Origin of the sequence: Streptomyces sp. NPDC007929 (assembly GCF_042959065.1) — a bacterium.
Taxonomy (GTDB): domain Bacteria; phylum Actinomycetota; class Actinomycetes; order Streptomycetales; family Streptomycetaceae; genus Streptomyces.
This window is the reverse complement of sequence record NZ_JBIBKD010000019.1, coordinates 25,699-49,091: the sequence shown is the minus strand read 5'-3', so window position 1 is coordinate 49,091 and position 23,393 is coordinate 25,699. Positions and strand designations below refer to the sequence as shown.

At 69.0% G+C, this 23,393-nt stretch carries 25 protein-coding genes; 24 read left to right on the top strand and 1 reads right to left on the bottom strand.

What is annotated here, in order from left to right; all coding sequences use genetic code 11:
* The first annotated feature begins 151 nt into the window (after positions 1 to 151).
* The 16 genes from ACFZDE_RS37820 to ACFZDE_RS37745 all read left to right on the top strand — a co-directional run bounded on the left by ACFZDE_RS37820 (position 152) and on the right by ACFZDE_RS37745 (position 13,895).
* Complete coding sequence (locus tag ACFZDE_RS37820) at positions 152 to 1,225, top strand: CNNM domain-containing protein (protein ID WP_391213231.1); 1,074 nt, start codon at positions 152 to 154, stop codon at positions 1,223 to 1,225.
* Positions 1,226 to 1,393: 168 nt separating this feature from the next.
* Positions 1,394 to 1,777: a DUF202 domain-containing protein gene (locus ACFZDE_RS37815; protein WP_391213312.1), complete on the top strand. Its 384-nt coding sequence runs from the start codon at positions 1,394 to 1,396 to the stop codon at positions 1,775 to 1,777.
* The gene (locus tag ACFZDE_RS37810; protein WP_391213216.1) at positions 1,777 to 2,151 is read left to right on the top strand and encodes a DUF202 domain-containing protein; all 375 of its coding nucleotides are present in this window, start codon (positions 1,777 to 1,779) and stop codon (positions 2,149 to 2,151) included. Before ACFZDE_RS37815 ends, ACFZDE_RS37810 begins: the two co-directional genes overlap by 1 nt.
* 281 nt (positions 2,152 to 2,432) lie before the next feature.
* The gene (locus ACFZDE_RS37805; RefSeq protein ID WP_391006469.1) at positions 2,433 to 2,570 is read left to right on the top strand and encodes a hypothetical protein; all 138 of its coding nucleotides are present in this window, start codon (positions 2,433 to 2,435) and stop codon (positions 2,568 to 2,570) included.
* Positions 2,571 to 2,926: 356 nt separating this feature from the next.
* Positions 2,927 to 3,433 (top strand): DUF6328 family protein, encoded by a 507-nt coding sequence (locus ACFZDE_RS37800; RefSeq protein WP_391006466.1) that lies wholly within the window; start codon positions 2,927 to 2,929, stop codon positions 3,431 to 3,433.
* A 245-nt stretch (positions 3,434 to 3,678) separates the two neighbouring features.
* A complete protein-coding gene (locus ACFZDE_RS37795; protein WP_391213193.1) occupies positions 3,679 to 5,091 on the top strand; it encodes a sulfatase-like hydrolase/transferase in 1,413 nt (470 codons plus the stop codon).
* Between the two features lie 38 nt (positions 5,092 to 5,129).
* Positions 5,130 to 5,906 (top strand): bile acid:sodium symporter, encoded by a 777-nt coding sequence (locus ACFZDE_RS37790; RefSeq protein ID WP_391213185.1) that lies wholly within the window; start codon positions 5,130 to 5,132, stop codon positions 5,904 to 5,906.
* A 283-nt stretch (positions 5,907 to 6,189) separates the two neighbouring features.
* Positions 6,190 to 6,705, top strand: a complete 516-nt coding sequence (locus ACFZDE_RS37785; protein ID WP_391006460.1) for a DUF2231 domain-containing protein — start codon at positions 6,190 to 6,192, stop codon at positions 6,703 to 6,705.
* A 289-nt stretch (positions 6,706 to 6,994) separates the two neighbouring features.
* The gene (locus ACFZDE_RS37780; RefSeq protein WP_391213168.1) at positions 6,995 to 8,779 is read left to right on the top strand and encodes a glycoside hydrolase family 15 protein; all 1,785 of its coding nucleotides are present in this window, start codon (positions 6,995 to 6,997) and stop codon (positions 8,777 to 8,779) included.
* Positions 8,776 to 9,258, top strand: coding sequence for a hypothetical protein (locus ACFZDE_RS37775; protein WP_391006454.1), 483 nt, complete (start codon positions 8,776 to 8,778; stop codon positions 9,256 to 9,258). Before ACFZDE_RS37780 ends, ACFZDE_RS37775 begins: the two co-directional genes overlap by 4 nt.
* Positions 9,259 to 9,368: 110 nt before the next feature.
* A complete protein-coding gene (locus ACFZDE_RS37770) occupies positions 9,369 to 9,866 on the top strand; it encodes a VOC family protein (protein ID WP_391213153.1) in 498 nt (165 codons plus the stop codon).
* A 22-nt stretch (positions 9,867 to 9,888) separates the two neighbouring features.
* On the top strand, positions 9,889 to 10,251 hold the full coding sequence (locus ACFZDE_RS37765; RefSeq protein WP_391213148.1) for a DUF488 family protein: 363 nt from the start codon (positions 9,889 to 9,891) through the stop codon (positions 10,249 to 10,251).
* 145 nt (positions 10,252 to 10,396) lie between these two features.
* Positions 10,397 to 10,855, top strand: coding sequence for a cyclic nucleotide-binding domain-containing protein (locus ACFZDE_RS37760; protein WP_391213139.1), 459 nt, complete (start codon positions 10,397 to 10,399; stop codon positions 10,853 to 10,855).
* Positions 10,856 to 11,348: 493 nt separating this feature from the next.
* Complete coding sequence (locus ACFZDE_RS37755) at positions 11,349 to 12,395, top strand: alcohol dehydrogenase catalytic domain-containing protein (RefSeq protein WP_391213130.1); 1,047 nt, start codon at positions 11,349 to 11,351, stop codon at positions 12,393 to 12,395.
* Positions 12,396 to 12,431: 36 nt separating this feature from the next.
* Positions 12,432 to 12,941, top strand: coding sequence for a gluconokinase, GntK/IdnK-type (locus tag ACFZDE_RS37750; protein ID WP_391213125.1), 510 nt, complete (start codon positions 12,432 to 12,434; stop codon positions 12,939 to 12,941).
* A 285-nt stretch (positions 12,942 to 13,226) separates the two neighbouring features.
* The gene (locus ACFZDE_RS37745) at positions 13,227 to 13,895 is read left to right on the top strand and encodes an FCD domain-containing protein (protein ID WP_391213116.1); all 669 of its coding nucleotides are present in this window, start codon (positions 13,227 to 13,229) and stop codon (positions 13,893 to 13,895) included.
* 611 nt (positions 13,896 to 14,506) lie between these two features.
* Here the strand turns inward: ACFZDE_RS37745 and ACFZDE_RS37740 are convergent.
* Positions 14,507 to 15,271 (bottom strand): SDR family oxidoreductase, encoded by a 765-nt coding sequence (locus ACFZDE_RS37740; protein ID WP_391213108.1) that lies wholly within the window; start codon positions 15,269 to 15,271, stop codon positions 14,507 to 14,509.
* Between the two features lie 123 nt (positions 15,272 to 15,394).
* Here ACFZDE_RS37740 and ACFZDE_RS37735 point away from each other — a divergent pair, with 123 nt between their 5' ends.
* The 8 genes from ACFZDE_RS37735 to ACFZDE_RS37700 all read left to right on the top strand — a co-directional run bounded on the left by ACFZDE_RS37735 (position 15,395) and on the right by ACFZDE_RS37700 (position 23,346).
* The gene (locus ACFZDE_RS37735; protein WP_391006431.1) at positions 15,395 to 16,030 is read left to right on the top strand and encodes a bifunctional 4-hydroxy-2-oxoglutarate aldolase/2-dehydro-3-deoxy-phosphogluconate aldolase; all 636 of its coding nucleotides are present in this window, start codon (positions 15,395 to 15,397) and stop codon (positions 16,028 to 16,030) included.
* Positions 16,027 to 16,971, top strand: coding sequence for a PfkB family carbohydrate kinase (locus ACFZDE_RS37730; protein ID WP_391213086.1), 945 nt, complete (start codon positions 16,027 to 16,029; stop codon positions 16,969 to 16,971). The genes ACFZDE_RS37735 and ACFZDE_RS37730 overlap by 4 nt, the downstream gene beginning before the upstream one ends.
* Complete coding sequence (locus ACFZDE_RS37725) at positions 16,968 to 17,852, top strand: SMP-30/gluconolactonase/LRE family protein (RefSeq protein ID WP_391213077.1); 885 nt, start codon at positions 16,968 to 16,970, stop codon at positions 17,850 to 17,852. The genes ACFZDE_RS37730 and ACFZDE_RS37725 overlap by 4 nt, the downstream gene beginning before the upstream one ends.
* Before the next feature lie 358 nt (positions 17,853 to 18,210).
* A complete protein-coding gene (locus ACFZDE_RS37720) occupies positions 18,211 to 19,386 on the top strand; it encodes an enolase C-terminal domain-like protein (RefSeq protein ID WP_391213069.1) in 1,176 nt (391 codons plus the stop codon).
* 111 nt (positions 19,387 to 19,497) lie between these two features.
* Complete coding sequence (locus tag ACFZDE_RS37715) at positions 19,498 to 20,817, top strand: extracellular solute-binding protein (protein ID WP_391213062.1); 1,320 nt, start codon at positions 19,498 to 19,500, stop codon at positions 20,815 to 20,817.
* An 8-nt stretch (positions 20,818 to 20,825) separates the two neighbouring features.
* Positions 20,826 to 21,776, top strand: coding sequence for an ABC transporter permease subunit (locus ACFZDE_RS37710; RefSeq protein WP_391213044.1), 951 nt, complete (start codon positions 20,826 to 20,828; stop codon positions 21,774 to 21,776).
* Positions 21,773 to 22,594, top strand: coding sequence for an ABC transporter permease subunit (locus tag ACFZDE_RS37705; RefSeq protein ID WP_391006412.1), 822 nt, complete (start codon positions 21,773 to 21,775; stop codon positions 22,592 to 22,594). The genes ACFZDE_RS37710 and ACFZDE_RS37705 overlap by 4 nt, the downstream gene beginning before the upstream one ends.
* Positions 22,595 to 22,677: 83 nt before the next feature.
* Entirely contained in the window at positions 22,678 to 23,346 is a 669-nt protein-coding gene (locus ACFZDE_RS37700) for an FCD domain-containing protein (protein ID WP_391213018.1), read from the top strand.
* The last annotated feature ends 47 nt before the right edge of the window (positions 23,347 to 23,393 follow it).

Below are 23,393 nucleotides of genomic sequence, written 5' to 3'. Positions count from 1 at the left end.
GCCACAGAGGCAAGGAGAACCACCGCGACCGTGCCGAGGGACAACCCGGTGGTCCGATCCCAGCCCATGACTCCACGATCGTCGCAAATCGGCAGGGTGCAACCCGAGCCAGAATCTTCTCCGCTTGCCACCGTGCCGGCGGACTGACCTGGTGCTCATCGCCGTGCTGATCGTGTTCAACGCGCTGTTCGCCGGCAGCGAGGTCGCACTGATCTCACTGCGTGAAAGCCAGGTGCGCCGCCTGAACCGTGGCGAAGGCGCGTCCGCGACTCGGCTTGTACGTCTTGTTCAGGAGCCCAACCGGTTTCTGGCCACCATCCAGATCGGCATCACCCTGGCCGGATTCCTGGCCTCGGCCACAGCTGCGGTGTCCCTGGCCGAGCCCTTGGTGCCCGTTCTCAGCTTCGCCGGACAGGCAGCCAGGCCGCTGGCCGTCGCCTCGGTCACTCTCACGCTGACCTTCGTCACCCTGGTGGCAGGTGAACTTGCACCCAAGCGCCTGGCCATGCAGTACGCGGAGCGGTGGGCCCTGCTGGCCGCACCCCCTCTCGACATCCTCGCGACCATGGCCCGCCCCGCCGTGTGGACGCTGAGCCAGGCCACAAACCTGATCGTGCGCCTGTTCGGCGGCGACCCGCGGCAAGGTCAGCGAGCTCCCAGCCGCGAAGAGCTGCGCGACATCGTCGTCAGTCACCGAGGTCTGACCGTCGAACAGCGCACCATCATCTCCAGCGCTCTGGAAATCCACGACCATCCCTTGCGTGCCATCCTCGTCCCTCGCGGCTCGGTGTTCACACTGTCCGACGGAATGCCGGCGGAGCAGGCACGCCTCGCCCTGGCCCGTTCTGGTCACTCCCGTGCCCCGGTTCTCCGCGCGGGTCACATCGACGACGTACTCGGCGTCGTTCACCTACGCGACCTGCCCCTTGCCGACGACGCCAGTTCCGTCGCCGAGGCCGCCCGCCCATCGCTGGCCGGGCGCACCTGGACAAGCGCGCCGAGCGCCCCTTGTCCCGACGCCCTCGACACCGAATCCGCCCAGGCGGCCTACGACAACGGCGTCCTCACCCTGCACATCGCACCGGCCGCACACACCAAGCCCGGCAAGATCGCCCTTTCCCTCGGCGCGCGCAAGCGACACGACCAAACGCCCATCCGGCTCCTCACCGCGACGAGGTTGTCCGAGCGGTCCTTGAACACTACGAGGACGTCTGATTCGATGTAGTTCAGGGGAGATTGCGTTTTATGCGTCTCGCAAGGTTGCGGCGGTTTCGCCGATTGCTCGTTTGGCGAGGTTGGGGATGTGCGACGAGTCGGATCGAGCTCTCGGGGTCACGGATAGGAGTCCGAGGCCGAGCAAGGTGCGGCTGTGATCGGCTCCGGTTCCGGCTTCATGCCGCATCTGCGACTGTGGTTCGCGCCCGAGCGAATGCGTGACGAGGGCGGGACCCCCGACTACCGCTTCTCGCTCGCCAACGAGCGCACCTTCCTGGCCTGGATCCGTACCGCTGTAGCCCTGGTCGTCGGGGGCTTCGCGGTGGGCCTGTTCCTGACGGGCCTGTGGGCGCCCGTCCGGATCGGGACGGCGCTCACGCTCCTTGCGGCCGGCGCACTGGTGGCCCTGCGGGCGACGCATCACTGGGTACGGTGCGAGCGAGCCGTGCGACGTGGGGAGGAGCTGCCGGTGTCCCGATTCCCGGTGCTGCTCAGTCTGGTCGTGGGCATGGTGGGGCTGGTGATGCTGGCGGTCGTGCTGTCCCGCTGGGGCGAAGGGTGATGAGGGCGCCCCGGCCCAGCGACCCCGGCCTTTCAGACCGCGGTGCCGGGGGGTCCCGCCCGCCAGATGGCGGACTGAGGGATCCCGGCCTGCAGCCGGAGCGCACTCGGCTCGCCTGGCGACGTACGACGCTGGCCTGCACCATCGTCGCCGGGCTGGCCGGCAGACAAGCCGTCCACGAGGGGGTCACCGCGCCTCGGGCGGTGACAGTGGCGCTGAGCGCGCTGCTCTGGCTGGGCTTCCTGGCGGTGGCGCACCGGCGGATCAGAGCTCTGACGGCCGCCCGGCCGGTGCCGCTCGCCCGGCGCGCTGCGGTCGCCGCGGCGGCCTGCGTGATGGTACTCGCCTGGCTCGCGCTGGCAGCCGCGTTCTGAGACCTGCTGGGTCAACGTGCGTGCGCCGAACTGGCGCGTGCAACGCTTGTTCTCACAGCTGACGGTGCCTGACGGTGGACGTCACCCCCTGGCTCGCACCGGCCAGCCCGAACCGCTCACGTCTACGGCCGCAACGGCCGGTTTTCGGGCGCCCGGCGAAAATTCACCCGGACGGCTTACATGCTCCCGCGGTGAGCGAGCGCCGTTTCCCTGCTCGGATCAGTCTGGCTAGGAGACTCTGCCACCGCATTCCCGTGATCACCGCTCCACCGGGAGGCGTCATGGCCATGATTGCCCTGCTCCTGCCGGTCCTGCTCATGCTCATGCTGTTCGGGATGGAAGCCTGGGAGGACTTCCTGTTTCGCTCGGACACGGAACGGTCCCAGTCCGACGCAGGAGAACCTCCCAAACTGCTTTAGGCCAGGAACGACGACCAGCGGTCCCAGGGTTTCCCCGGGAGTATCCCCTGCGTGCCCTTTTCTCGTGTATCTACGGCGAACGAATATGTAGCGCCGCATGCGTGAGCCCGCAGCCGTTGCGGACACGGATGCTGGGCGCATACTGGCCTTGTCATGCCGGGTTTGTTGCGGCTTATTGAAACTTTGACGCGGTGCTCCAAGAAGCCCTCGTACCAGCAGCCATCGGTCCAGACCGACAGCCGCAATCTGGCAAGCCGCTGAGACCCAACGCCGCCCGTCGCCAGGTGCGGTTGCAGCCCTACGGACGCACGGCGGCACGGCAGTTGTGCGCCGCCGTGCGGGCAAGGATCCTCTTCATGAAACAAGGAGAAAACGCCGATCCCGATGCCGGCGAGTCCGACCGCCGGGACTCCGGGCGGCGCGAGACGGAGATGGAGCAGGCCGACCGCAACTATGCCGAGGTGCTGCAGGAACTGCGTGTGGCTCAGGTGGGCGTGCAGATCCTCGTCGCCTTCCTGCTTTCCCTGGCCTTCGCTCCGAGGTTCGCCGACTTGGACGACTTCCAGCGCGGCACCTATGTGGTCACGCTGCTGCTCTCGGTGACTGCCATGGCGCTGCTGACCGCCCCCGCCCCGCTGCACCGAATGCTCTATCGCCGCCACGCCAAGAGGCTGATCGCCGATGCGTCGTCCCGGATAACGAGCATGGGGCTCGCCATCCTCGCCCTGGCCCTGTCCGGCTCGATGCTGCTCGTCGTGGACTTCGTGCTCGGGAGGGCTCAGGGGGCGGCAGTCGCCGGAGCCTCCCTGGTCCTGTTCACCGTGTTGTGGGCTGGCCTGCCGTGGTATGTCCGTTCGAAGTAGGGCGGCCATGTGGACCACCTTGCGGGCCGAGCCGAGTGCGGCGCCACGGACCGACCTGCCCTGTTACGGCAGCGGCTCTCGATCCAGGCGCTTCGTGCGCCACCCTGACGTATCGGTTCCCTCGCACTCACGCAAAGTCTCGATTGCGGACAGGAACGTCAGCGCTGCGGTCGTTTTGCGCACAGCGTCGCGCGGTACCCGGTGCGAAAACTGGAGGCTCCGCGAGAAGAGTGGAGGATAGTTGTATGTCGAACATTATCCCCGGCAAGCAATTCTCGTTCGAGAGCCTGAGACGCGGTCGACCGGCCAGAGTCCCCAATATCTTGTACGTCCTGGCCGACGATCTGGGGTGGGGCGATCTGGCGTGCTACGGCTCGGCATCGATCCGGACCCCGAACCTTGACCGTCTGGCTGCGGAAGGAGTCCGTTTCACTCACGCCTATGCGGGCTCACCGTGGTGCTCCCCGACCCGTATCAGCCTGTACACGGGGCGGTTTCCGACCAGACTGCCGGCGGGTTTGGAAGAACCTCTTGCCACACATGCCGAGGGAAACGGCATCCCGGAGGGGCATCCCACGCTGCCCTCTCTGACGGCCGACGTAGGGTACCGGACCGCTCTGTTCGGTAAGTGGCATTGCGGTTGGCTGCCCTGGTACAGCCCTTTGCGCATCGGCTTCCACACGTTCTTCGGCAATTTCGACGGCGCGATGGACTACTTCGAGCACGTCAACACGATCGGCGAGCACGACCTGTACGAGGGCGAGACTCCGGTCGAACGCGTGGGTTACTACACGGATCTCATCTCCGACCGCGCCGCCGAGTTCGTTGCCGCGGAATCCGCCGAGCCCTTCTACGTGCAGCTCAACTACACGGCGCCACACTGGCCGTGGGAGGGGCCTCACGACCGAGAGGTCGGTAGGGAGATTCGCCGCAGGTACGACGAGGCTTGGACCCATTCGCCGCTGATGCATTTCGACAGAGGATCGCTGGCGAAATACGGCGAAATGGTCGAGGCCATGGATGCCGGTATTGGCCGCGTTCTCACGGCGCTGGCCAACGCGGGTAAGAGCGACAACACCATCGTGGTGTTCACGTCGGACAACGGCGGTGAACGCTGGGCGAAGAACTGGCCTTTCGTGGGGGAGAAGGGAGACCTCACCGAAGGCGGCATTCGGGTGCCGCATCTGTTGCGCTGGCCTGAGGCCGTGGCGCCTGGCCAGGTCAGCGACAAGCCGGTCAGCACCATGGACTGGACAGCCACCCTGATCGATGCCGCGGGGACCTCTCCAGAGCCCGGCTGGCCGCTGGACGGGATGAGCCTGTTGCCGTGGCTGTTGGACGGCGCGGACTTTCCCGAGCACGATCTGTTCTGGCGCACGTCCAACCAAGGGGCGTTGCGCCGAGGCAAGTTCAAGTATCTGTTCGACAAGCGCGACCGCCCTGTGCTGGGCAACTGGCCACGTTGGCCGGGCGACTACCACCTGCTCTACGACGTGACGGTCGACGGCCGGGAACAGGCCAACGTCGCCGAGCACCATCCCGACCTGCTCGCCGCGATGAAGTCCACGTGGAATCGCATCGAATCCGAACTGCTCCCCTACCCTCCAGAGCATCCGGGCGTACCTCGCGAGGGGCTGGTGGTCAGCGAACCCGACTGACAACCTGCAGGGCTTCATGAACCGGAGAGGGACCTCGGGTGTCGAACTCGCTCTCCTACATCATCCCGGTAGCAGTGCTGGTGTACTCAGTGGCCTCCATGCTCTCGGTCGGCCTGGGTACCGCTCTGCGAAGTGTCCTGGGGCCCCTGCGTGATGTGGGTGCGGTCTCACGTGCCCTGATCGCCAATTTCGTGCTGGTTCCCCTGTTGGCATTGGGAATCGTGCGGCTCGTGCCACTCGACTGGCCACTGGAAACCGGTCTGCTGCTGCTCTCCACGGCAGCGGGAGCACCGTTTCTGGTCAAGCTGACCGAGGCCGCCGAGGGGCGGATGGGCACGAGCGCGGCCCTGCTGGTGGCTCTGCTGCCGGTGACGGTGCTGTATATGCCTCTCGCTGTGCCCGTGCTCGTGCCTGGGACCACGGTCAGCGCGGTGGCCATCGCTACACCGCTCGTTTTGACCATGCTGCTGCCACTGGTGGCCGGGCTCGTCTTCCGTGCGCGTCTGAAGGAGTGGGCGCCCCGGTTGCTGCCGCGGGTGCAGACCGTCTCGACGGTGGCGTTGCTGGTGTTCGTCGCGGCAACGATATGGCGCAATGCCGCCACGATCGCCGACCTGCTCAGTCAAGGGACGCCGATTCTGGCCGGCGTCTCAGCGATCGTCAGTGCGTTCGTGATCGGCTACGGTTTCGGTGGTAGACAGCGGCACCGCCGCGAGGTGCTGGGGCTGGGTACGGCACAACGCAACGTCGCGGCATCCATGGTCGTCGCGACGCAGAGCTCCACGACCCTCGCGTCAATGCCATGGTCGTGGTGACCTCGTTGCTCACGCTGGTCGTCCTGTTCCCCATCGCTTTCACGATGAGAAGGCTGCGCCCCCCGGCACCGCGAGACAACCGACCACCGCCTGGGCGGCGACCCCGGTAGCTTCCGCGTAGTAGACAACGGCCCGTCGCCCTGAGAAACCCTTCGGGCCAGCCGAGTTGAGAGGCCAAGGCTCCTCGGTGCGCGCAATGCCGGAACTGTTGACCGGCCCGCGTTGGCGCTCCTGTCCATCGAGGGAGAGCCTGGAAAGGAACGGACAAGCGCCTGGAGGTGCCATGTACAGCAAGGTCACCATCGCAGGTCATCCCCTCCACCCGATGCTCGTCGGTTACCCCGTGGCCTGCTACACCGGAACCCTGGTGGGTTTCGCCGTCTATGCGGCCAGCGGGCAGCAGTTCTGGCTCAACCTGGCCATCGCCCTCAACATCGCCGGAGTCGGCACGGCACTGCTGGCGGCCCTGCCGGGCATAGCCGATCTGGCGTTCGGCGTTCCCCGCCGGTCGGCGGCCAAGACCGTCGGCATCGCCCATGGCAGTCTCAATGTCGCGGCGCTAGGCCTCTTCGGCGCGAGCCTTGGTATCTACGCCACCCACTGGGACGGCCCCGCGAGAAGCGCCACCGCCGGACTGGCCCTGTCCGCGGCCGGACTCGCCTGCACGCTCGGAGCCGGCTTCCTGGGCTGGATGCTGGTCCAGGACTACCACGTCGGTATCCGGCTCACCCCCCTCCAGGAAAGCGACGAACAGGCGGTGCAGAGCGCCCAGCCGCTCCACCTGCACCGCGTGAGTTGACCAGGCGTAGGCAGGCCGCTCCCCGGCCGAAGCCGTACGGGCGGACCTGTCCCGCAGCACTACCGTCATGTCGAACGGGGCTAGACCGGCCTCCGGCGCGATGGTGGCCCGAGGCGCACCGCTGGCGTCACCCGGCGTATGACGCCGATGCACTCCCTACTGGGAGGGTGTCTTCGTGACATCCACACCGTCCGCTTCGGGACCTGCGTCGCCACCGCCGGACAGGCCCCGGAATCGGCAGGAGGCCCTGCCGGCTCTGCCAGATGCCCCGACAGGGTGGCCGGTACGCGTGGACGGGTACGCGGAGCTGCGGGACTACGCGGTGATCGGTGACGGCCGTTGCGTCGCGCTCATCGCTCGGGACGGCGCGGTGGACTGGCTGGCCTGGCCGGACCTGGACTCGCCGACCCTGTTCGCCGCCGTCCTCGACCCCGTCCGCAGCGGCAGGTTCCTCCTCCAGCCCGACGTTCCCTGCAGCGTCGCCCGCCGGTATGTGCCCCACACCAACGTGCTGGAGACGACGTTCACCACCGCGGACGGCACGGCCCGGGTCACCGACGCGCTGACCATCGCCACCTCCGACGACCTGGCGCCCGGGCGGGAGCTGGTCCGGCGGATCGAGGGCCTGGCGGGCAGCGTCCCCATGCGCTGGAGCGTCCAGCCGCGCTTCGGCTACGGTACCCAGGCGCCGCACATGACCCACCGCGCCGGCGTCCCGGTGGCCACCTTCGGACCCGATGCCGTCGCGGTCCGCGCCTGGAACGCGGGACAGCCGCGGCTCACCGGTGATGCCGTCACATCCGAGTTCCGGACGGAGCTCGGTACCCGTGCGCTGCTCGCGCTGCCGTACGCGCACCAAGAGCCGCTGATCCTGCCCACGCGCGCCGAGTGCGAGGCCCGCCTGGAGCACACCAGCGCCACCTGGAGGCACTGGGCGGACAAGCGCTCATACGCGGGCCCCTGGCGCGAGGCGGTGCTGCGCAGTGCGCTCGCCCTCAAACTGCTGGTCTTCGCGCCCTCCGCCGCGGTCGCAGCCGCCGCGACCTGCTCACTGCCCGAGGAGCTCGCAGGGGAACGCAACTGGGACTACCGCTTCAGCTGGATCCGCGACTCCGCCTTCACCCTGAACGCCTTCCTCAAGCTCGGCTGCGCGCCGGAGGCGACCGGCTACTTCTGGTGGCTGATGCACGCCTCCCAGCTCACCCACCCCCGCCTGCACGTCCTGTACCGCCTCGACGGCGGCACCCGGGCACCGGAAAGGACGCTTCCGCTGGCGGGCTACCGCGGCTCGGCGCCCGTACGCGTCGGCAACGCCGCCGTCGACCAGCTCCAGCTGGACACCTACGGGGAACTGCTGCAGACCGCCTGGCTGTACACCGCCGCGGGCCACCGGCTCGACGCCGACATCGCCCGCCGGCTGGCCGAGACCGCCGACTTCGTCTGCACGGTCTGGCAGATGCCGGACGCGGGCATCTGGGAGGTACGCAGCGACCCTGAACACTTCACTCAGTCCAAGATGATGTGCTGGATCGCCCTCGACCGCGCCCTCGACCTCGCCCGCCGGCAGCTGATCCCGGACCGGCACGCGGCCCGGTGGCAGCGCGCGCGACAGGCGATCGCCGAGTTCGTCGACGATCGCTGCTTCTCTGCGCGGTTGAACAGCTATGTGCGCTCCGCCGGCGGTGACGAGGTGGACGCCAGTCTGCTTCTCGGGCTGCTGCACGGCTACCGTCCGCCTGACGACCCGCGCATGCGCGGAACTCTCACCGCCGTCCAGCAGGCGTTGCAGGACGGCCCCTACGTCCACCGCTACCTCGGCGCGGACGGCGTCCCGGGCAGCGAGGGCGCCTTCCTCGCCTGCTCCTTCTGGCTCGCCGAAGCCCTCGCCCGCTGTGACCGTGCCGACGAAGCCGTGTCACTCATGGAGCGGCTCGTGGCGCTCAGCAACGACGTCGGCCTCTACAGCGAGGAGATCGACCCGCCGACCAGTGCCTTCCTGGGCAACCTGCCCCAGGGCCTGACCCACCTGGCCCTGATCAGCGCGGCCTGCGCGATCGAGGAGGCGGCGCGATGAGCATCTGGGCGGCCCTGGCGGGCGGGTTCGTCGGCACCCTGGTCCTGACCACGGGTCTGCGCGCAGCCAACGCTCTCAATCTGACCCGCGTCGACCTGCCGTTCCTGCTGGGGACCGCCTTCACCGGCGACCGGACTCGCGCCAAGGCCCTCGGCTACGGCGCGCACTTCATCAACGGGCAGATCTTCGCCCTGCTGTACTACGCGGTCTTCGCCGCCATCGGCTACAGCAGCTGGTGGCTGGGATGTGTCTTCGGCCTGGTCCACGGCCTGTTCGCCGCCACCGCACTGGTCAACATCCTGCTGCCCCTCATCCACCCGCGCATGGGTACCTCCCAGACCAGCGCCCCCGACGTCGCCCTGCTGGAACCACCCGGATTCCTCATGCTCAACTACGGCCCCAGCACCCCCACCGTCACCCTCGCCGCACACCTCGCCTACGGAACCCTCGTCGGAGGCTTCCTCGCCTGGCCGGCCTGACAACGCGTTCCCTGCGTGATTCCGGTGGGCAAGACGCAGGCCGAGTAGCGTGGAAAGGGAACCGGAAATGCGTACCGAACCTCGCACAACGGTTGAAAATGGAAGGACTCATGGCGCATCCACATGAAGCGGCGTCTTCCAGTCGGCGCCCTGCACCGCTTCCGGACGGTTCAGATCCGACCGGTACCGGACCCGACGGGTACGGGCCGCGGCTGGCCTCGGTCGTGCTGTTCGTCCACGACCACGACGAATCAGCGGACTTCTACCAGGAGCTGCTGAAGATGGAGCTCACGGTCCGCACGACCACTGCCGCGCTGCTCGTGAGCCAGGGCGGCTTCCAGGTATACCTGCGCACGGTGGGCCCCAAGGCCATGCACCCGGTGGGTCACGTCGGCGCGCAGTACGTCATCTGGACGGCAGACGGACCCGACGACTTCCAGCGGTGCGAGCGCGTGCTCAGAGCCCGCTCCGATCGTGTCAACACCCGGCAGGGGGACGGCTTCACCCTCATCGAGGGCCGGGATCCCAGTGGCCTGCCCGTGCTGGTGGCCCATCCAGGACCCGACGAAGTGGCGCGGCTCGAGATCATCGCTCGCTACTACGTATGACGCCCCACCAGGAGGTCCCGTGATGGCACACAACAAGGCCGTCCACGTCCGCCGCATCTACGAGGAGCCTGCGCAGACCGATGGCACCAGAGTGCTGGTCGACCGCATCTGGCCCCGGGGAATGACCAAGGAGCACGCACACCTCGACGAGTGGTGCAAGCAGGTCGCCCCCTCAACAGAGCTGCGCAAGTGGTACAGCCACGACCCTGAACGATTCCATGAATTCAGCCGCCGCTACCGGACCGAACTCAAAGACCCCGCACACGCGGACGCTGTGGCACACCTGCGCGAGCTCGCCCAGCAACGGACCCTGACACTGCTCACCGCAACCAAGCATCCCGAGATCAGCGAAGCCGAAGTACTCGCAGAGCTGCTCCGAAACTGACAGCACCGGTGCAGCTCCCCACTCGCCCAGCCGGGAGGTGCCACAACATCGCCGGCGGCAACACCGGGCACGGGGCGTAGTGACGTATGGCTGCCGCCCTGGCACGGGCCCTCCGCAGATTCCGCCCAGAAACGGGAGGACGGCCATGAGGTCCACGACAAACCTGCTGGAAATGCTCTCGCCCGCACACCGCGACCGGCTGCTGGCATGCGCGACCCACGTGTCCTTCCCGACGGGCGCCCGCATCTTCGAGGAGGGCACCAGAGCGGACAAATTCTGGGTCATCCGCACCGGCAGGGTCACCCTCGACATCCATGTTCCCGGCCGCAGGGCGGCCACCATCGATGCCCTCGGCTCAGGCCAGTTGCTCGGCTGGTCGTGGCTCGTCCCGCCGCACACCTGGCAGCTCGGCGCCGAAGCGCACGGCACGGTCCACACACTGGAATTCGACGCCGCAGCAGTGCGCACCATGTGCGAGGAAGATCCGGTGCTGGGGCAGGCGGTCACCCGCTGTGTGGTCACCGTGGTCGGGAACCGGCTGCAGTCCACCCGGACGCGGCTGCTGGACCTTTACGGGCCGGCCGGCAGCGGGCTCCGACTTTGACCGTCAACTCGACTCAGTGTGCTGCCGCAGCCGTGGTGGGCTCGCGCAGCGCTCGCGCACGGATCAGCCAATAATGGAAGCGATCGACTCCGGCGAGACGTGAGCGCACGGCGCGCCTTGGGGCTGCGTATGAACGATCAATCCATGCCGATGGAGTGGGCGGCTGTGTCGCCGCGGCACATCGCCCCGGAGGAATGGCAGCGGTTCGAGGGCTACGTCAAGGAGATCTTCGAGGCGCTCGGCCTGGCTGTGGGTTCAGCGGCCACCGCGGACACGCCCCGCCGCCTCTACCACCCACTGGCGGGGCACCTAAGACGTGCGGGGCCGGCGGTGTGCGCGGCGCTCCCGCCCATACAGGCTCGGGACCTCGCATCCCCCCGCCTGACCATTTGGTGCTGAAGGCTCTGGGCGGGACACACCTCGGAGAAGGACAACCGGAAAGCAGCGGCGCGCGGACTTCAGGCGCCGACGGACGAGTGGGACGAGGTTGGCGATGCGTGCATTGACGGTGCGGCCCGGCGCGCGGGGATCCGTTGAGGTACGGGATGTGCCGGAGGCCGTCCCGGCAGCCGGTGAGCTGTTGGTGCAGGGCCTTGCGGCGGGGGTGTGCGGAACGGACAGGGAGATCGCACGCGGTGAGTACGGCTGGCCCCCTCCGGGCCGTGAGTGGCTGGTGCTCGGGCATGAGTCTCTCGGGCGGGTGCGCCAGGCGCCTCCTGGCAGCGGATTCTCGGCCGGTGACCTTGTCGCCGGGGTGGTGCGCCGGCCGGACCCCGAGCCCTGTGGGGCCTGCGCCCGGGGGGAGTTCGACATGTGCCGCAACGGCCGCTACACCGAACGCGGCATCAAGGAGATCGACGGTTATGGCGCGCAGGTGTGGTGCGTGGAAGCCGACTACGCGGTGAAGCTGGAGCCCCATCTGGAGCGCGTGGGTGTGCTCATGGAACCGACCACCGTGGTGGCGAAGGCGTGGGAGCAGGTCGAACGTGTCGGTGCCCGTTCGTGGTTCGAGCCGCACCGCCTTCTGGTGACCGGTGCGGGTCCCATCGGCCTGCTCGCTGCTCTGCTGGGTACACAGCGCGGGTTGGAGGTCCATGTGCTCGACCGGGTGACCGAAGGGCCCAAGCCCGCTCTGGTGCGTGACTTGGGTGCCGCGTTCCACACCGAGGGCATTGAGCAGGTCGTCTCCGCCGTGTGCCCGGATGTCGTCATCGAAGCCACCGGGGCAAGCGAGCTCGTCTTCGCCTCGCTGACGGGCACCGCGCCCTACGGGGTGGTGTGTCTGACCGGTGTGTCGCCCGCAGGCCGCAGAGTGACCGTGGACGCGGGCGCCATCAACAGGGAGATCGTGCTGCAGAACGACGCGGTCGTGGGATCGGTCAACGCCAACCTGCGCCACTACCGCCAGGCTGCAGAGGCACTGGCCGAAGCCGACCTGTCATGGCTTGAGCGCCTGATCACCCGACGTGTGCCGCTGGAGCGCGCGGCAGAGGCATTCACGCCGCAACCAGACGACGTCAAGGTGGTCATCGAGTTGTAGCGGGCACGAGCCGTAGGCAGGCCCTAGCCTGGACGGATGTCGCAGAACACCGCTCCGCTGGTCGTGATCATGGGCGTGTCGGCCTCGGGAAAGACCACGGTGGGCCAGATGCTTGCGCAGCGCCTCGGGGTTCCTTACGCCGAGGCGGACGACTTCCACCCCCCAGCCAATGTGGCGAAGATGCGAGCCGGCCACCCGCTCGATGACGAAGACCGAGGCCCCTGGCTGGACGAGATCGCACGATGGCTGGCTGATCATGCGGACAGCGGGGGAGTGGTGTCATGCTCAGCGCTGAAGAGGCGCTACCGTGACCGGTTGGCTTCCGCCGCGGCGCACGTCTTCTTTCTGCACCTCGATGGCTCGCGTGAGCTGATTGCCGCACGGATCACTGCGCGAAAGGGCCACTTCATGCCGCCCGACCTGCTCGATAGTCAGTTTGCCGACCTCGAACCGCTGGGCGACGACGAAGCGGGCGCGGCCATCCCGGTTGACGGTACGCCGCAGGAGACCGCTGCCCTGGCTCATGCCGCCGTCACCTCCTCCTGAAGCTCGCGTCGCGCGGGTGGTCGCAGGTTGCCGAGCGTCCTCCCTGATTGTGGAGGGCGAAGGTCGACTCGGCGCAGCAGCTGTGCGTTGAGGGCGACGACGATGGTGGAGACGCTCATCAGCGCTGCGGCGAGAGCGGACGGCATGTTGACCCCAGGCCGCGCGAGGCACCGAACGACGACGTGTAGCGATTGACGACGGCGAACGTCGCGGCGTCCATGGCTATTGAGTACGTGTGCCGTGAAGGGGATGCCCGGCGAGTAGGATATCGCATACGATGAACGGATGACCGCGATGAAGTGGGCCGGGCGTCTGCCCGCCGTGAAGAGCAAGGCCGACCTCGTCTACGACAGCGTGCGTGCCGCTGTCGCTTCTGGGGAGCTCCGCCCGGGGGAGCGGATCAACATGGATGAGCTCGCCCGTGCCTTCGGGGTGAGCAAGATTCCTGTGCGGGAGGCCGTCAAGCGCCTGGAGTCGGAGGGACTTCTCATCTCGCGTGTCCACTCGGGTGTGACGGTGAGTGAGGTGGACAAGAACGAGATCCGCGGGGTGTTCCTGGCGCGTGAGGCCATCGAGGGGCTGGTCGGGCGTCTGGCGGCGCAGAATGCCGACCCGGGGCTCATCTCGGGTTTGCAGGATGTGCAGCGGCGGATGCGGGCTGCGGTGGGGGCGGGGGACGATCAGGTGCTGTCGGCTCTCAACACCGATTTCCATCGACGTCTGGCCGCGGCCAGCGGTTACCGCGTCCTGGCCGAGCTCACCGAGCAGTTGCTGTTGACGATCCAGCGCTACCGCCTGATCGCTCCGAAGGAGGGGATGGACTGGAGTTCGGTGGTCGAGGAGCATGAAGCGGTGATCCGGGCCCTGCGCGGTGGTGATCCCGAGGCGGTCGCGGCCGCGGCGAGCGCGCATACGGTCTCCCAGTCGCGGCTGGAGGGGGACCGGGATCGCTGAACGCCGGCCCTTCCGGGGCGCAGCAGGGGTGGGGGTGCACCGGTGATCTTGAGTAGTGCGCTGCTTCGTGCAGTGGTGGTGGAGCGCGTCCGGTGCTTCGGTTCCGGCTGTGCCGGTGCGCTGCGGTGGGCGGCACGCGGGTGTCCTGGCCCGGTGCCTGCGGGGTGGCGGGCCCTGGCGGTGTGCGGGCGCCCCCGGCGGTTGGGCCGACGCGGTTCGGTGGAGGGCCTGCCCAGCCGCGCCCACGCGTGTGCCAGGTGCCGACCCGTGCTGCGGGCGAGGCCGGCGCGGAGGTTCCGGGTGTGGCCCTTGGGGGTGCGTACATCGGCGTCGTGCCCGCCCTGGTCAGGACGGTGATGTCCGGCTGCCGGAGTTGCGTCGTGCCTGAAGGGCCGCCTGGCGCGGATGCTTCGTACGCTCTTGCTCACGTCGGCGGGCCGACCGTGCGGCGCACGGGTGGGTCAAGCGGCCGTCCCGACCGCCGGTCCGGAGCCGGGACGTCTGCCCGGCGCTGGTGGGTTCGGTGGCCGTCCCGACCGCCACCGGGGTGCGCTCACCGGGTCACGCCTGCCGCTGTCCCCAGGGCGGGTCTCCGGTCACCGGTGGGGGCGTCACAGGGGCGGTAGGCCCATCTGCCGGCGGTGGGTGTCGCGCAGCAGGCTCGCCGGGCTCACCACGGAAGCTCCGGCGTCCAGCACGAGTTCGGTCCCGGTCAGCAGCGCGGCCCCGGGGCCCGCGGCGTAGGCGACGGCGGCCGCGATCTGCTCGGGTGTGCCGAGCGTGCGCAGGGGGTTGCTGTGCCGCAGGCGCTGAAGGTCCTCCTGGTCGCCGAGCCGGGATTCCGTCGCGGGAGTGCGCACCCAGCCGGGTGAGACGGTGACGAAGCGGATGCCGTGCTGCCCGTAGTCGACGGCGAGCTGGCGTGTGAGGGCTGCGATCGCCCCCTTGGCCGCCGCGTAGGCGGGCAGTCCGGGCGCCGCGGTGCGGTGCAGCACGGACCCGACAGTGACGACCGAGCCGGAACCCGCGGTGATCATCCCGGGCAGGACTTCGCGCACACACAGGTAAACGGAGGTGAGGTTGGCCCGCAGTACCGCCTCCCATTCCTCTGCGGTGGTCCGGTGCAGGGGCCGGCCCTCGGTGAGGCCCGCGCAGGTGACCAGGGTCTGCACGGCTTCACCGGCGGGCACCGCGCCGCGTACCGCGGTGGCGACCTCGGCGGCATCGGTCACGTCCGTGTGGACGTAGGTCACGCCGGGCAGTTCGGGGTCGCTCAGGTCAAGGCCGACGACCCGGGCGCCATCGGCGGCGAAGCGGGCCGCGACGGCCCGGCCGATTCCGCCGGCTGCTCCGGTGATCAGGACGGTACGGGACATCTGTCAGCACCTCACGGTCGGCCGCCCGACGCGGAGCGGACCGGTCGCGGCGGCGGGTTGAACTCGACTCTCCCAGAAGGTATACGATCTACTAAACATCCTCAATGTGCATCGGAGGGTCCCTTGCTACGCCCTGACCTCCTCGCCGCACTCACGACCCGGCGTCTGCTGGCCATCGTGCGCGGCAACAGCCCCGAGGCCGCGCTCGACACGGTGGTGACACTCGCCCGGTCGGGGATCGACCTGATCGAGGTCTCACTCACGTGCGCCGACGCCCTGCGGGTCATCGAACGCGCGCGCGCCGTTCTCGGACCGGATGCGCTGCTCGGCGCCGGGACGGTGCTCACCGCCCAGGACGCCGGGTCGGCGGCTGACGCCGGTGCGGCTTTCATCGTCACGCCGGGCATCACCGACGCGGTCGCCGCGTCCCGGGCCATGGGCCTTCCCGTCCTGGCCGGGGCGTTGACTCCCACCGAGGTCGCACAGGCTCTCGCCGAGGGCGCCACGGCCGTCAAGCTCTTCCCCGCGGGACCGGGGGGCGGACCGCAGCTGCTGAGAGCCCTGCGCGGGCCGTTTCCTCAGGTGCCGTTTGTGCCGGTCGGCGGGATCGATGCGGCAGCGGCCCGTGCGTATCTGGCCGCCGGAGCCGTTGCCGTCGGAGTGGGAAGCCCTCTGGTCGGACGCGCGGCCGACGGTGACCCGGCGGGACTGCGCACCCGTGCCGAGGCTTTCCGTTCCCTGGCCGGGGAGGACCTGTGACCGACGTGCTGACCTTCGGCGAGGCCATGGTGTCGCTGCGCGCCGACCAGCCTGTGCGCACCGGCGGAGCGCTGCGCATGTCCGTCGCGGGCGCGGAGGCCAATGTCGCCATCGGCCTGGCGCGCCTGGGGCACCGGGTGCGCTGGATCGGCCTCACCGGAACCGACGAGCTCGGTGCTCTCGTGCTGCGCACGCTGCGCGCCGAGAACGTCGACACCAGTCACGCGGCACAGGCCGACGGGCCCACCGGGCTGGTCGTCTTCGAGCCGCGCATCGCCGATCTGACCCGGGTCTCCTATTACCGGGAGGCGTCGGCCGGTTCCCGTCTCATACCGGCCCACATCGAGCCGTCCCTCAAGCAGGGCGCCCGCATCGTGCATACGACCGGCATCACGGCGGCGCTCGGCCGGGGTGCACTCGACGCGGTAGAGGCCGCGGTCCGTTCCGCGCCCGCGGCCGGGGCGACGGTGTGCCTGGACGTGAACTACCGGTCCAAGCTGTGGTCTCCCGAGCAGGCGGCCGCGGCGCTCAGACCGCTGATGCCGCACGTGGACGTGCTGGTCGCCTCCGAGGACGAACTCGCCCTGGCGGCGCCGGCCGGGGCGGCGGGTGAGGCCAAGCAGGTCCAGGCACTGCTGGAATGCGGTGTGCGGGAGGTGGTGGTCAAGCGCGGAGCGGAGGGCGCGGAGGTGTTCGACGCGTCGGGAGCGACGGCGCAGCGAGCGGTCGCGGTCACTGTCCGGGACACGGTGGGCGCCGGAGACGCCTTCGTCGCCGGTTATCTCTCCGCCCTGCTCGACGGGGAGCCGGTCGCCGGCCGGCTGCGTCGGGCCGTGGCGGTGGGGGCGTTCGCCGTCGCATCCAGCGGCGACTGGGAAGGCCTGCCCACACGTGAGGACCTCACCCTGCTGAGAGCCGCGCCCGGCAGCGCGATCCGGTGACGGCCGCCCGGAGGCCCGCTCCCTGGCGGCCTCTCACCTCCACCCGGTACCAACTGGCCGAAGGGGCACGCTGGACCGCGGACGGACGGCTGCTCTTCGTCGACCTCCTGCGCGGCGACCTGTACCGGTGCCGGGCCCCGTCCACGGGTGTCCGACGGCTGCTGAGCCTGGGGGTGCCGCTCGGCGCGGTCGCCCCGGCGGCAGACGCCGGAGCGGGATGGATCGCCGCGGCCGGCGACGGCATCGCCCTGTGCACTACGGCAGGCCGGGTCCATTGGCTGGCCCGGCCCGCCGCGGTCCGTGGCCGCGTCATGCGCATGAACGACGGCGTGTGCGATCCCGCGGGCCGCTTCTGGGCGGGCAGCATGGAGGCCGGCGCCGCGGACGGCGCCGGCTCGCTGTTCCGCACCGACCCGGACGGATCGGTCCAGCAGGTCCTCGACGGACTGACCGTGCCCAACGGGCCGGCTTTCACCGCCGACGGGAAGCGCCTCTACCTCGCGGACAGCGCCCGCGGCACCATCACCCGGCACACCGTCGACCCGGCCACGGGTGCACTGGCCGGCTCGGAGCCCTTCGTCCGCCTCGCGCCGCGCGAAGGCCGCCCGGACGGCATGACCGTGGACGACGACGCCAACCTGTGGGTCGCTCTGTGGGGGAGCGGTCAGGTCCGCTGCTACGCGCCGGACGGCCGGGTACTGCGCATCGTCGCCGTGCCGACTGCGCACCCGAGCAGCGTCGCCTTCGGGGGCGGCCTGATGTTCGTCACGACGGCCAGACATCGGCTGCGGCGGCCCGGCCCCTGGGCCGGAGCCGTGCTCGCCCGCACCAGCACGGTGACAGCTCCCCCCGCCTGCGCATACACGGCAGACGGCCTCTGACCTCGGGCGCTCGGGCGTCGCCGACCGCGGAACGGGAGAAGTTTTCTCGCCACCCCTCTAGCAATTATTTCGTATATGGAATACCTTCAGGGGTGTCGGGAGCACCGTGACCCGGCAACCGCACTCAGGCGGTGTACGACCCTCGCATCACACTTCCTGGCCCTCACCGGGCCGGCCGGCGAACCGGCACCCACTCACCGGCTGCGGCCTCACGACGGCCGCCCGGTGCAGGGACGGTCCCGCTGAGCGCGGGCTTCTGCGGCCCGCACGGCCCTCTAGTCCCGCCCCTCGCGGCGCCCGGCCCATGCCGCCGGGCGGCACGTCAGCCGGCGGCACCGAACACCTGGAGAACCACCCCATGTCCACGCCCTGCGTGCGCATCACCAAGATCGAGGCGCTGGCCCTGTCGGCCAGCTTCGACGATCTGTACGACTCCCCGGAGGACGTACCCGACTGGCTGCGCTACCCGGCCTCCAGCCACCTCGTTCTGCCCCGCCGCGGCCAGTACGCGACCCTGGTCAAGGTGCACGCCGAGGACGGATCCGTGGGCATCGGCGAGTGCTACGGCCTGCCCTCGCCCCAGGTGACCGCCACGGTGGTCTCCACCGTGCTCGCCCCTCTGCTGATCGGCCAGGACGCCACCGCGAGTACCGCCGTGTGGCAGCGCCTCTACCAGGGACAGGCCGCCGGCGGCCACAACCGCGGCTTCTACCTGGAAGCGCTGGCCGGCGTCGACCTCGCGCTGTGGGACCTGCGCGGCAAGATCACCGGCCTGCCGGTGCACCGGCTGCTGGGCGGGCCGATCCGTGAGCGCGTCGACTGCTACGCCAGCCCTGTCGCCCTGCACGCCGACCCCGCCGACTCCGCACGCCAGGCACTCGGCTTCGTCGACAACGGCTTCCGCGCCCTGAAGGTCAAGATCGGCCGCGGGGCCCGCACCGACCGGGCCCATCTGAACGCGGTGCGGCAGGCCGTCGGGGACGACATCGAGATCCTCACCGACGTCAACTGCGCCTACGATCTCGACGAGGCCACCCAGGTCGGATCGGTGCTCCACGACCTGGGCATCTCCTGGTTCGAGGAACCCCTGCAGGTGGACGACCTGGCCAACCTCGCCGAACTGCGCCGCCGCACAGGCCTCACCATCGTCAACGGCGAGACCCACTTCACCCGGTTCGACCTGCGCGATTCACTGCTGCACCGGGCGATCGACGTCTTCATGCCGAACGTAGCCCGCTGCGGTGGCATCACCGAGGCGTCCCGGCTTTCGGCACTCGCCTCGGCCTTCCACGTCGACATTGCCCCGCACGGCGTTGGCTCCGGCGTCAGCCTGTGCGCGGCCCTGCAGTTGTGCGCCGCCGTCCCCAACCTGCGGACCTACGAGTACAACCGCCTGCCCAACCCCATCCGGGAACGGATCCTGACCAACCCGCCCGAGTTCCGCGACGGGGCCCTGACGGTCCCCACGGGCCCCGGCCTTGGAGCGGAGATCGACGACGCGGTCGTGGACCGCTACACCGTCGCCCGCTACTGACCTTCCATGACCCGCGGTGCGCCGCCCGCCGGGCAGCCACCGCTGACCCCGCACACCCCCTTCCTGTCCACTTCGTCACTTTTGTAGCCATCAGTTCAAGGAGACTGCACCATGGCACGACCCAGACGCCGTCTGCTGCTCGCCGCGTCCCTGGCCACCGTCTGCGCGATCACCGCATCGGCCTGTTCGACGTCCAGCTCCCCCGACTCCTCCGCCGGGGGCCGATCCACCGTCGAGTTCTGGTCCATGCCGTTCTGGATCGGCCAGGACAGCAAGGTCAAGGAACTCGTCGATGAGTTCAACAAGTCCCAGGACAAGGTGACCGTCCGCCTCACCCAGCTGGAGTGGAAGGACGGCCGGGAAAAGATCAAGCAGGCGGTGGGTGCCGGCACCGGACCGGACGTGTGGCTGATGAACAACGGGCTGGAACTGCAGTACCTCAAGGCCGGCTCGCTGGCCCCGCTGGACAGCCTGGGCTACACCAAGGAGGACACCGACAAGTACCTGGACCTCGCCAAGATCGACGAATACAACGGCAAGCTCTACGGCGCGCCGCTCTACTTCGACGTCGGCGTCATGATGTACCGCACCGACATCCTCAAGAAGTACGGCTTCGCCGAGCCCCCCGCCACCTGGGAGGAGCTGAAGTCCACGGCCTCGACCATCACCAAGCGGTCGGCCGCCGACGGACACAAGGTCAGCGGCTGGCAGTTCAAGGGCATGGACGACCACCTCAACGCCATCAACTCCACCTGGGAGAGCTTCCTCTGCCAGGCCGGCGGCAGCCTCACCTCCTCCGACTACACCACGTCGACGCAGAACTCGGCCGCCGGCAAGACCGCGATGAAGTACATGAAGTCCTTCTACACCGACAAGATCTCCCCCGTCGGGACCAGCGCCCTCAACGGGTTCATCGACGGCAAGGTCGCCATGTTCCCCTTCTTCCAGTCGGTGATCGCCGATGTCCAGGCAGGCGGTGAGAAGACAGACGGCAAGTGGGCCGTCGCGCCCATGCCCAAGGGACCCGCCAGCGGCTGTTCCATGGTCGGCGGACACAGCCTGGTGGCCAACTCGCGCGCCAAGGACCTGAAGGCCGCCGGCACGTTCATGAAGTGGCTCGCCTCACCCGAGCGCAGCGCACAGTACATGGACTTCCACGCGATCTTCCCCTACCAGCCCTCCAAGGTCTCCGCCGAGGCCAAGGCCGCGTTCGACAAGAAGGTCAACTCCGACCCGAGCTGGAAGCCGATCCTGGAACAGCTCAGCCGTAACTCGCCCGACCTGGTGCTGCAGGACCGGCACGCCTGGGACACGCGCTGGGAGGCTCAGAAGGCTTCCATCGTCGCGGGCGTCGGCGGCCAGGTGCCGGTGGGTGAGGCCCTGAAGTCCATCGACGACCAGGTCGGCAAGGCCCTGGAAGCGGAGAAGTAGCAGCCGCCATGCCCACCTTCACCGAGCTTCCCGCAAAGCTCCCCACGCGCAACGGGGGCGGCAGCCACAACCGCCGCCCCCGCGGCGCCGGGCGCAGACGGCGCCTGCCGACCGGCGCACTCGCCGGCTGGCTGTCCGTCGCCCCCGCCCTGCTGGTCATCCTCGGCTTCACGTTCTACCCCATGGTCCAGTCGATGCTCCTGAGCACCGACCGGTGGAACCTGCTGGGCCCCAAGCAGTTCGTCGGCGCGGACAACTACGCCACCCTCCTCGGCCCGGGCCCCTTCCGGGAGAGCCTGGTCAACACCCTGGTGTTCACCCTTCTCACCCTCATCGGCACCTACGTGCTGGCCCTGGCGACAGCCATGGCAGCCAACCGGGAGATGGCCTCAGCCCGCCTCGTGCGCACCATCACCGTGCTGCCCGCGGTCATCCCGATGGTCGTGGCAGGCCTCATCTGGAAGTGGCTGTACGAACCCGACCACGGACTGGTCAACAACCTCATCGCCCTCGTCGGCGTGGACGGCGCCCGATGGCTGTTCGACCAGCACCTCGCCCTTCCGGCCGTGGCCCTGGTCAGCATCTGGAAGGACTTCGGCATCTACGCCCTGATCCTCCTCGGCGGACTCCAGCGCATCCCCGCCGAACTCTACGAGGCGGCGACCATCGACCGCGCCGGCCCGTGGCGGCAGTTCCGCTCCCTCACCCTGCCGATGCTCCGGCCGGCGAGCGCAGCGGTCTTCCTGCTGCTGCTCTTCAACTCCTTCAAGGTCTTCGACCAGGTATGGGTGATGACCGAAGGCGGACCGGGCAACGCCACCCTGACCGTGGTGACCTTCATCTACACAAAGCTGCTCACCGATGTCGGCGTGGCCTCCGCGGCCTCCGTCGTGCTGTTCGTGATCCTGCTGGTCATCACGATGATCCGGCTGCGTCTGTCCTCCCGGGAGGAATCATGAGACGTCTTCCCAGCGCACTGCCGCGAGGACTGTGGCTCACCCTCATCAGCATCTTCGCGGGCCTGCCGGTCGTGTGGATGGTGCTGACCTCGCTGCAGCCCATGGAAGACCTCATGGGCACCGAGGCGAGCTTCCTCCCCGACACGGTGTCCCTGGATGCCTACCGCGAGGTCCTCTCCCGCTTCCCCTTCTGGCAGTGGTTCGCCAACTCGGTGATCGTCTCCGGCGCCGTCGTAGCGGGCAACCTCGTCTTCGACACCCTGGCCGCCTACGGCCTCAGCCGGATCAGGTTCAAGGGCCGCCAGGCCGTCCTCACCCTCATCCTCGCCACCCTGATGATCCCCACCCAGGTCATCCTCGTCCCGCTGTACCTCGTCATGCGCGACCTCGGCTGGATCGACACCTACTGGGCCCTGATCATCCCCTTCCTCGCCAGTCCGACCGGCATCTTCCTGCTGCGCCAGCACTTCATCACCCTGCCCGCACAACTCGACGAAGCGGCGGCCATGGACGGAGCCGGCCGGATACGGACCCTGGTGAGCATCCTGCTGCCCAACTCCTGGGCAGCCCTGGGCACCGTCGCAGTGCTGAAGTTCATGTGGACCTGGGGCGAATTCGCCTGGCCCAGCCTCGTCACCAACAACGAACTGCTGCGCACACTCCCGGTCGGTCTGGCCCGGTTCCAGAACCAGTTCGCACCCCGCTGGGACCTGCTCATGGCCGGCTCCGTCATGGCAGCCATCCCCGTCGTGCTCTGCTTCGTCCTCCTGCAGCGCTTCTTCGTACGCGGCCTCACCGGAGGCGCCGTGAAGGAATGAGTCCCAGGGGCCGGCCGGCCCCTGGGATGCGTCTCCGGTGGACCGCCCCACACTCGCTGCTATATATCGCATACGATGATGCGGTGACGCAGAACAGCTGGGCAGGGCGACTCCCTACGGTGAAGAGCAAGGCCGACCTCGTCTACGAGAGCCTGCACGCGGCCATCGCCGACGGGCAGCTGCGCCCCGGCGAACGGATCAACATGGACGAGCTCGCCCGCACCTTCGGAGTGAGCAAAATCCCGGTCCGGGAAGCAGTCAAGCGCCTTGAGTCCGAAGGACTGCTCACCTCCCGCGTCCACTCCGGTGTGGCAGTCGCCGAGGTCGACACCAAGGAGATGCGGGGTGTCTTCCTGGCCCGGGGCGCGATCGAGGAACTCGTCGGCCGGCTGGCCGCGCAGAACACCGACGACACGCTGCTCGCCGGCCTCGACCGCGTCCAGGACGCGATGCGTGAGGCTCTCGGCAGGAACGCCATGAGTGAACTGCCGGAGCTCAACTCCCGCTTCCACCAGCTCCTGGCCGAAGCGAGCGGTTACCGCATCCTGGGCGAGCTGACTGACCAGCTCTTGCTCACCATCCGCCGCTACCGCATCGTCGCCCCTATCGACACGGCGAACTGGCGGTCGGTCGTCGAGGAACACGAAGCGATCATCGATGCCTTGCGCGCCGGTGACGCGGACGGCGCAGCCCGGGCAGCGCGCGAGCACACCGCCTCCCAGGCCCGCCACGAGGTCTCCGAGGACAACTGAACCTGCGGCAAGCAGTGCGCTCCGCCCGGCCTGGTCCTCTCCGCAGG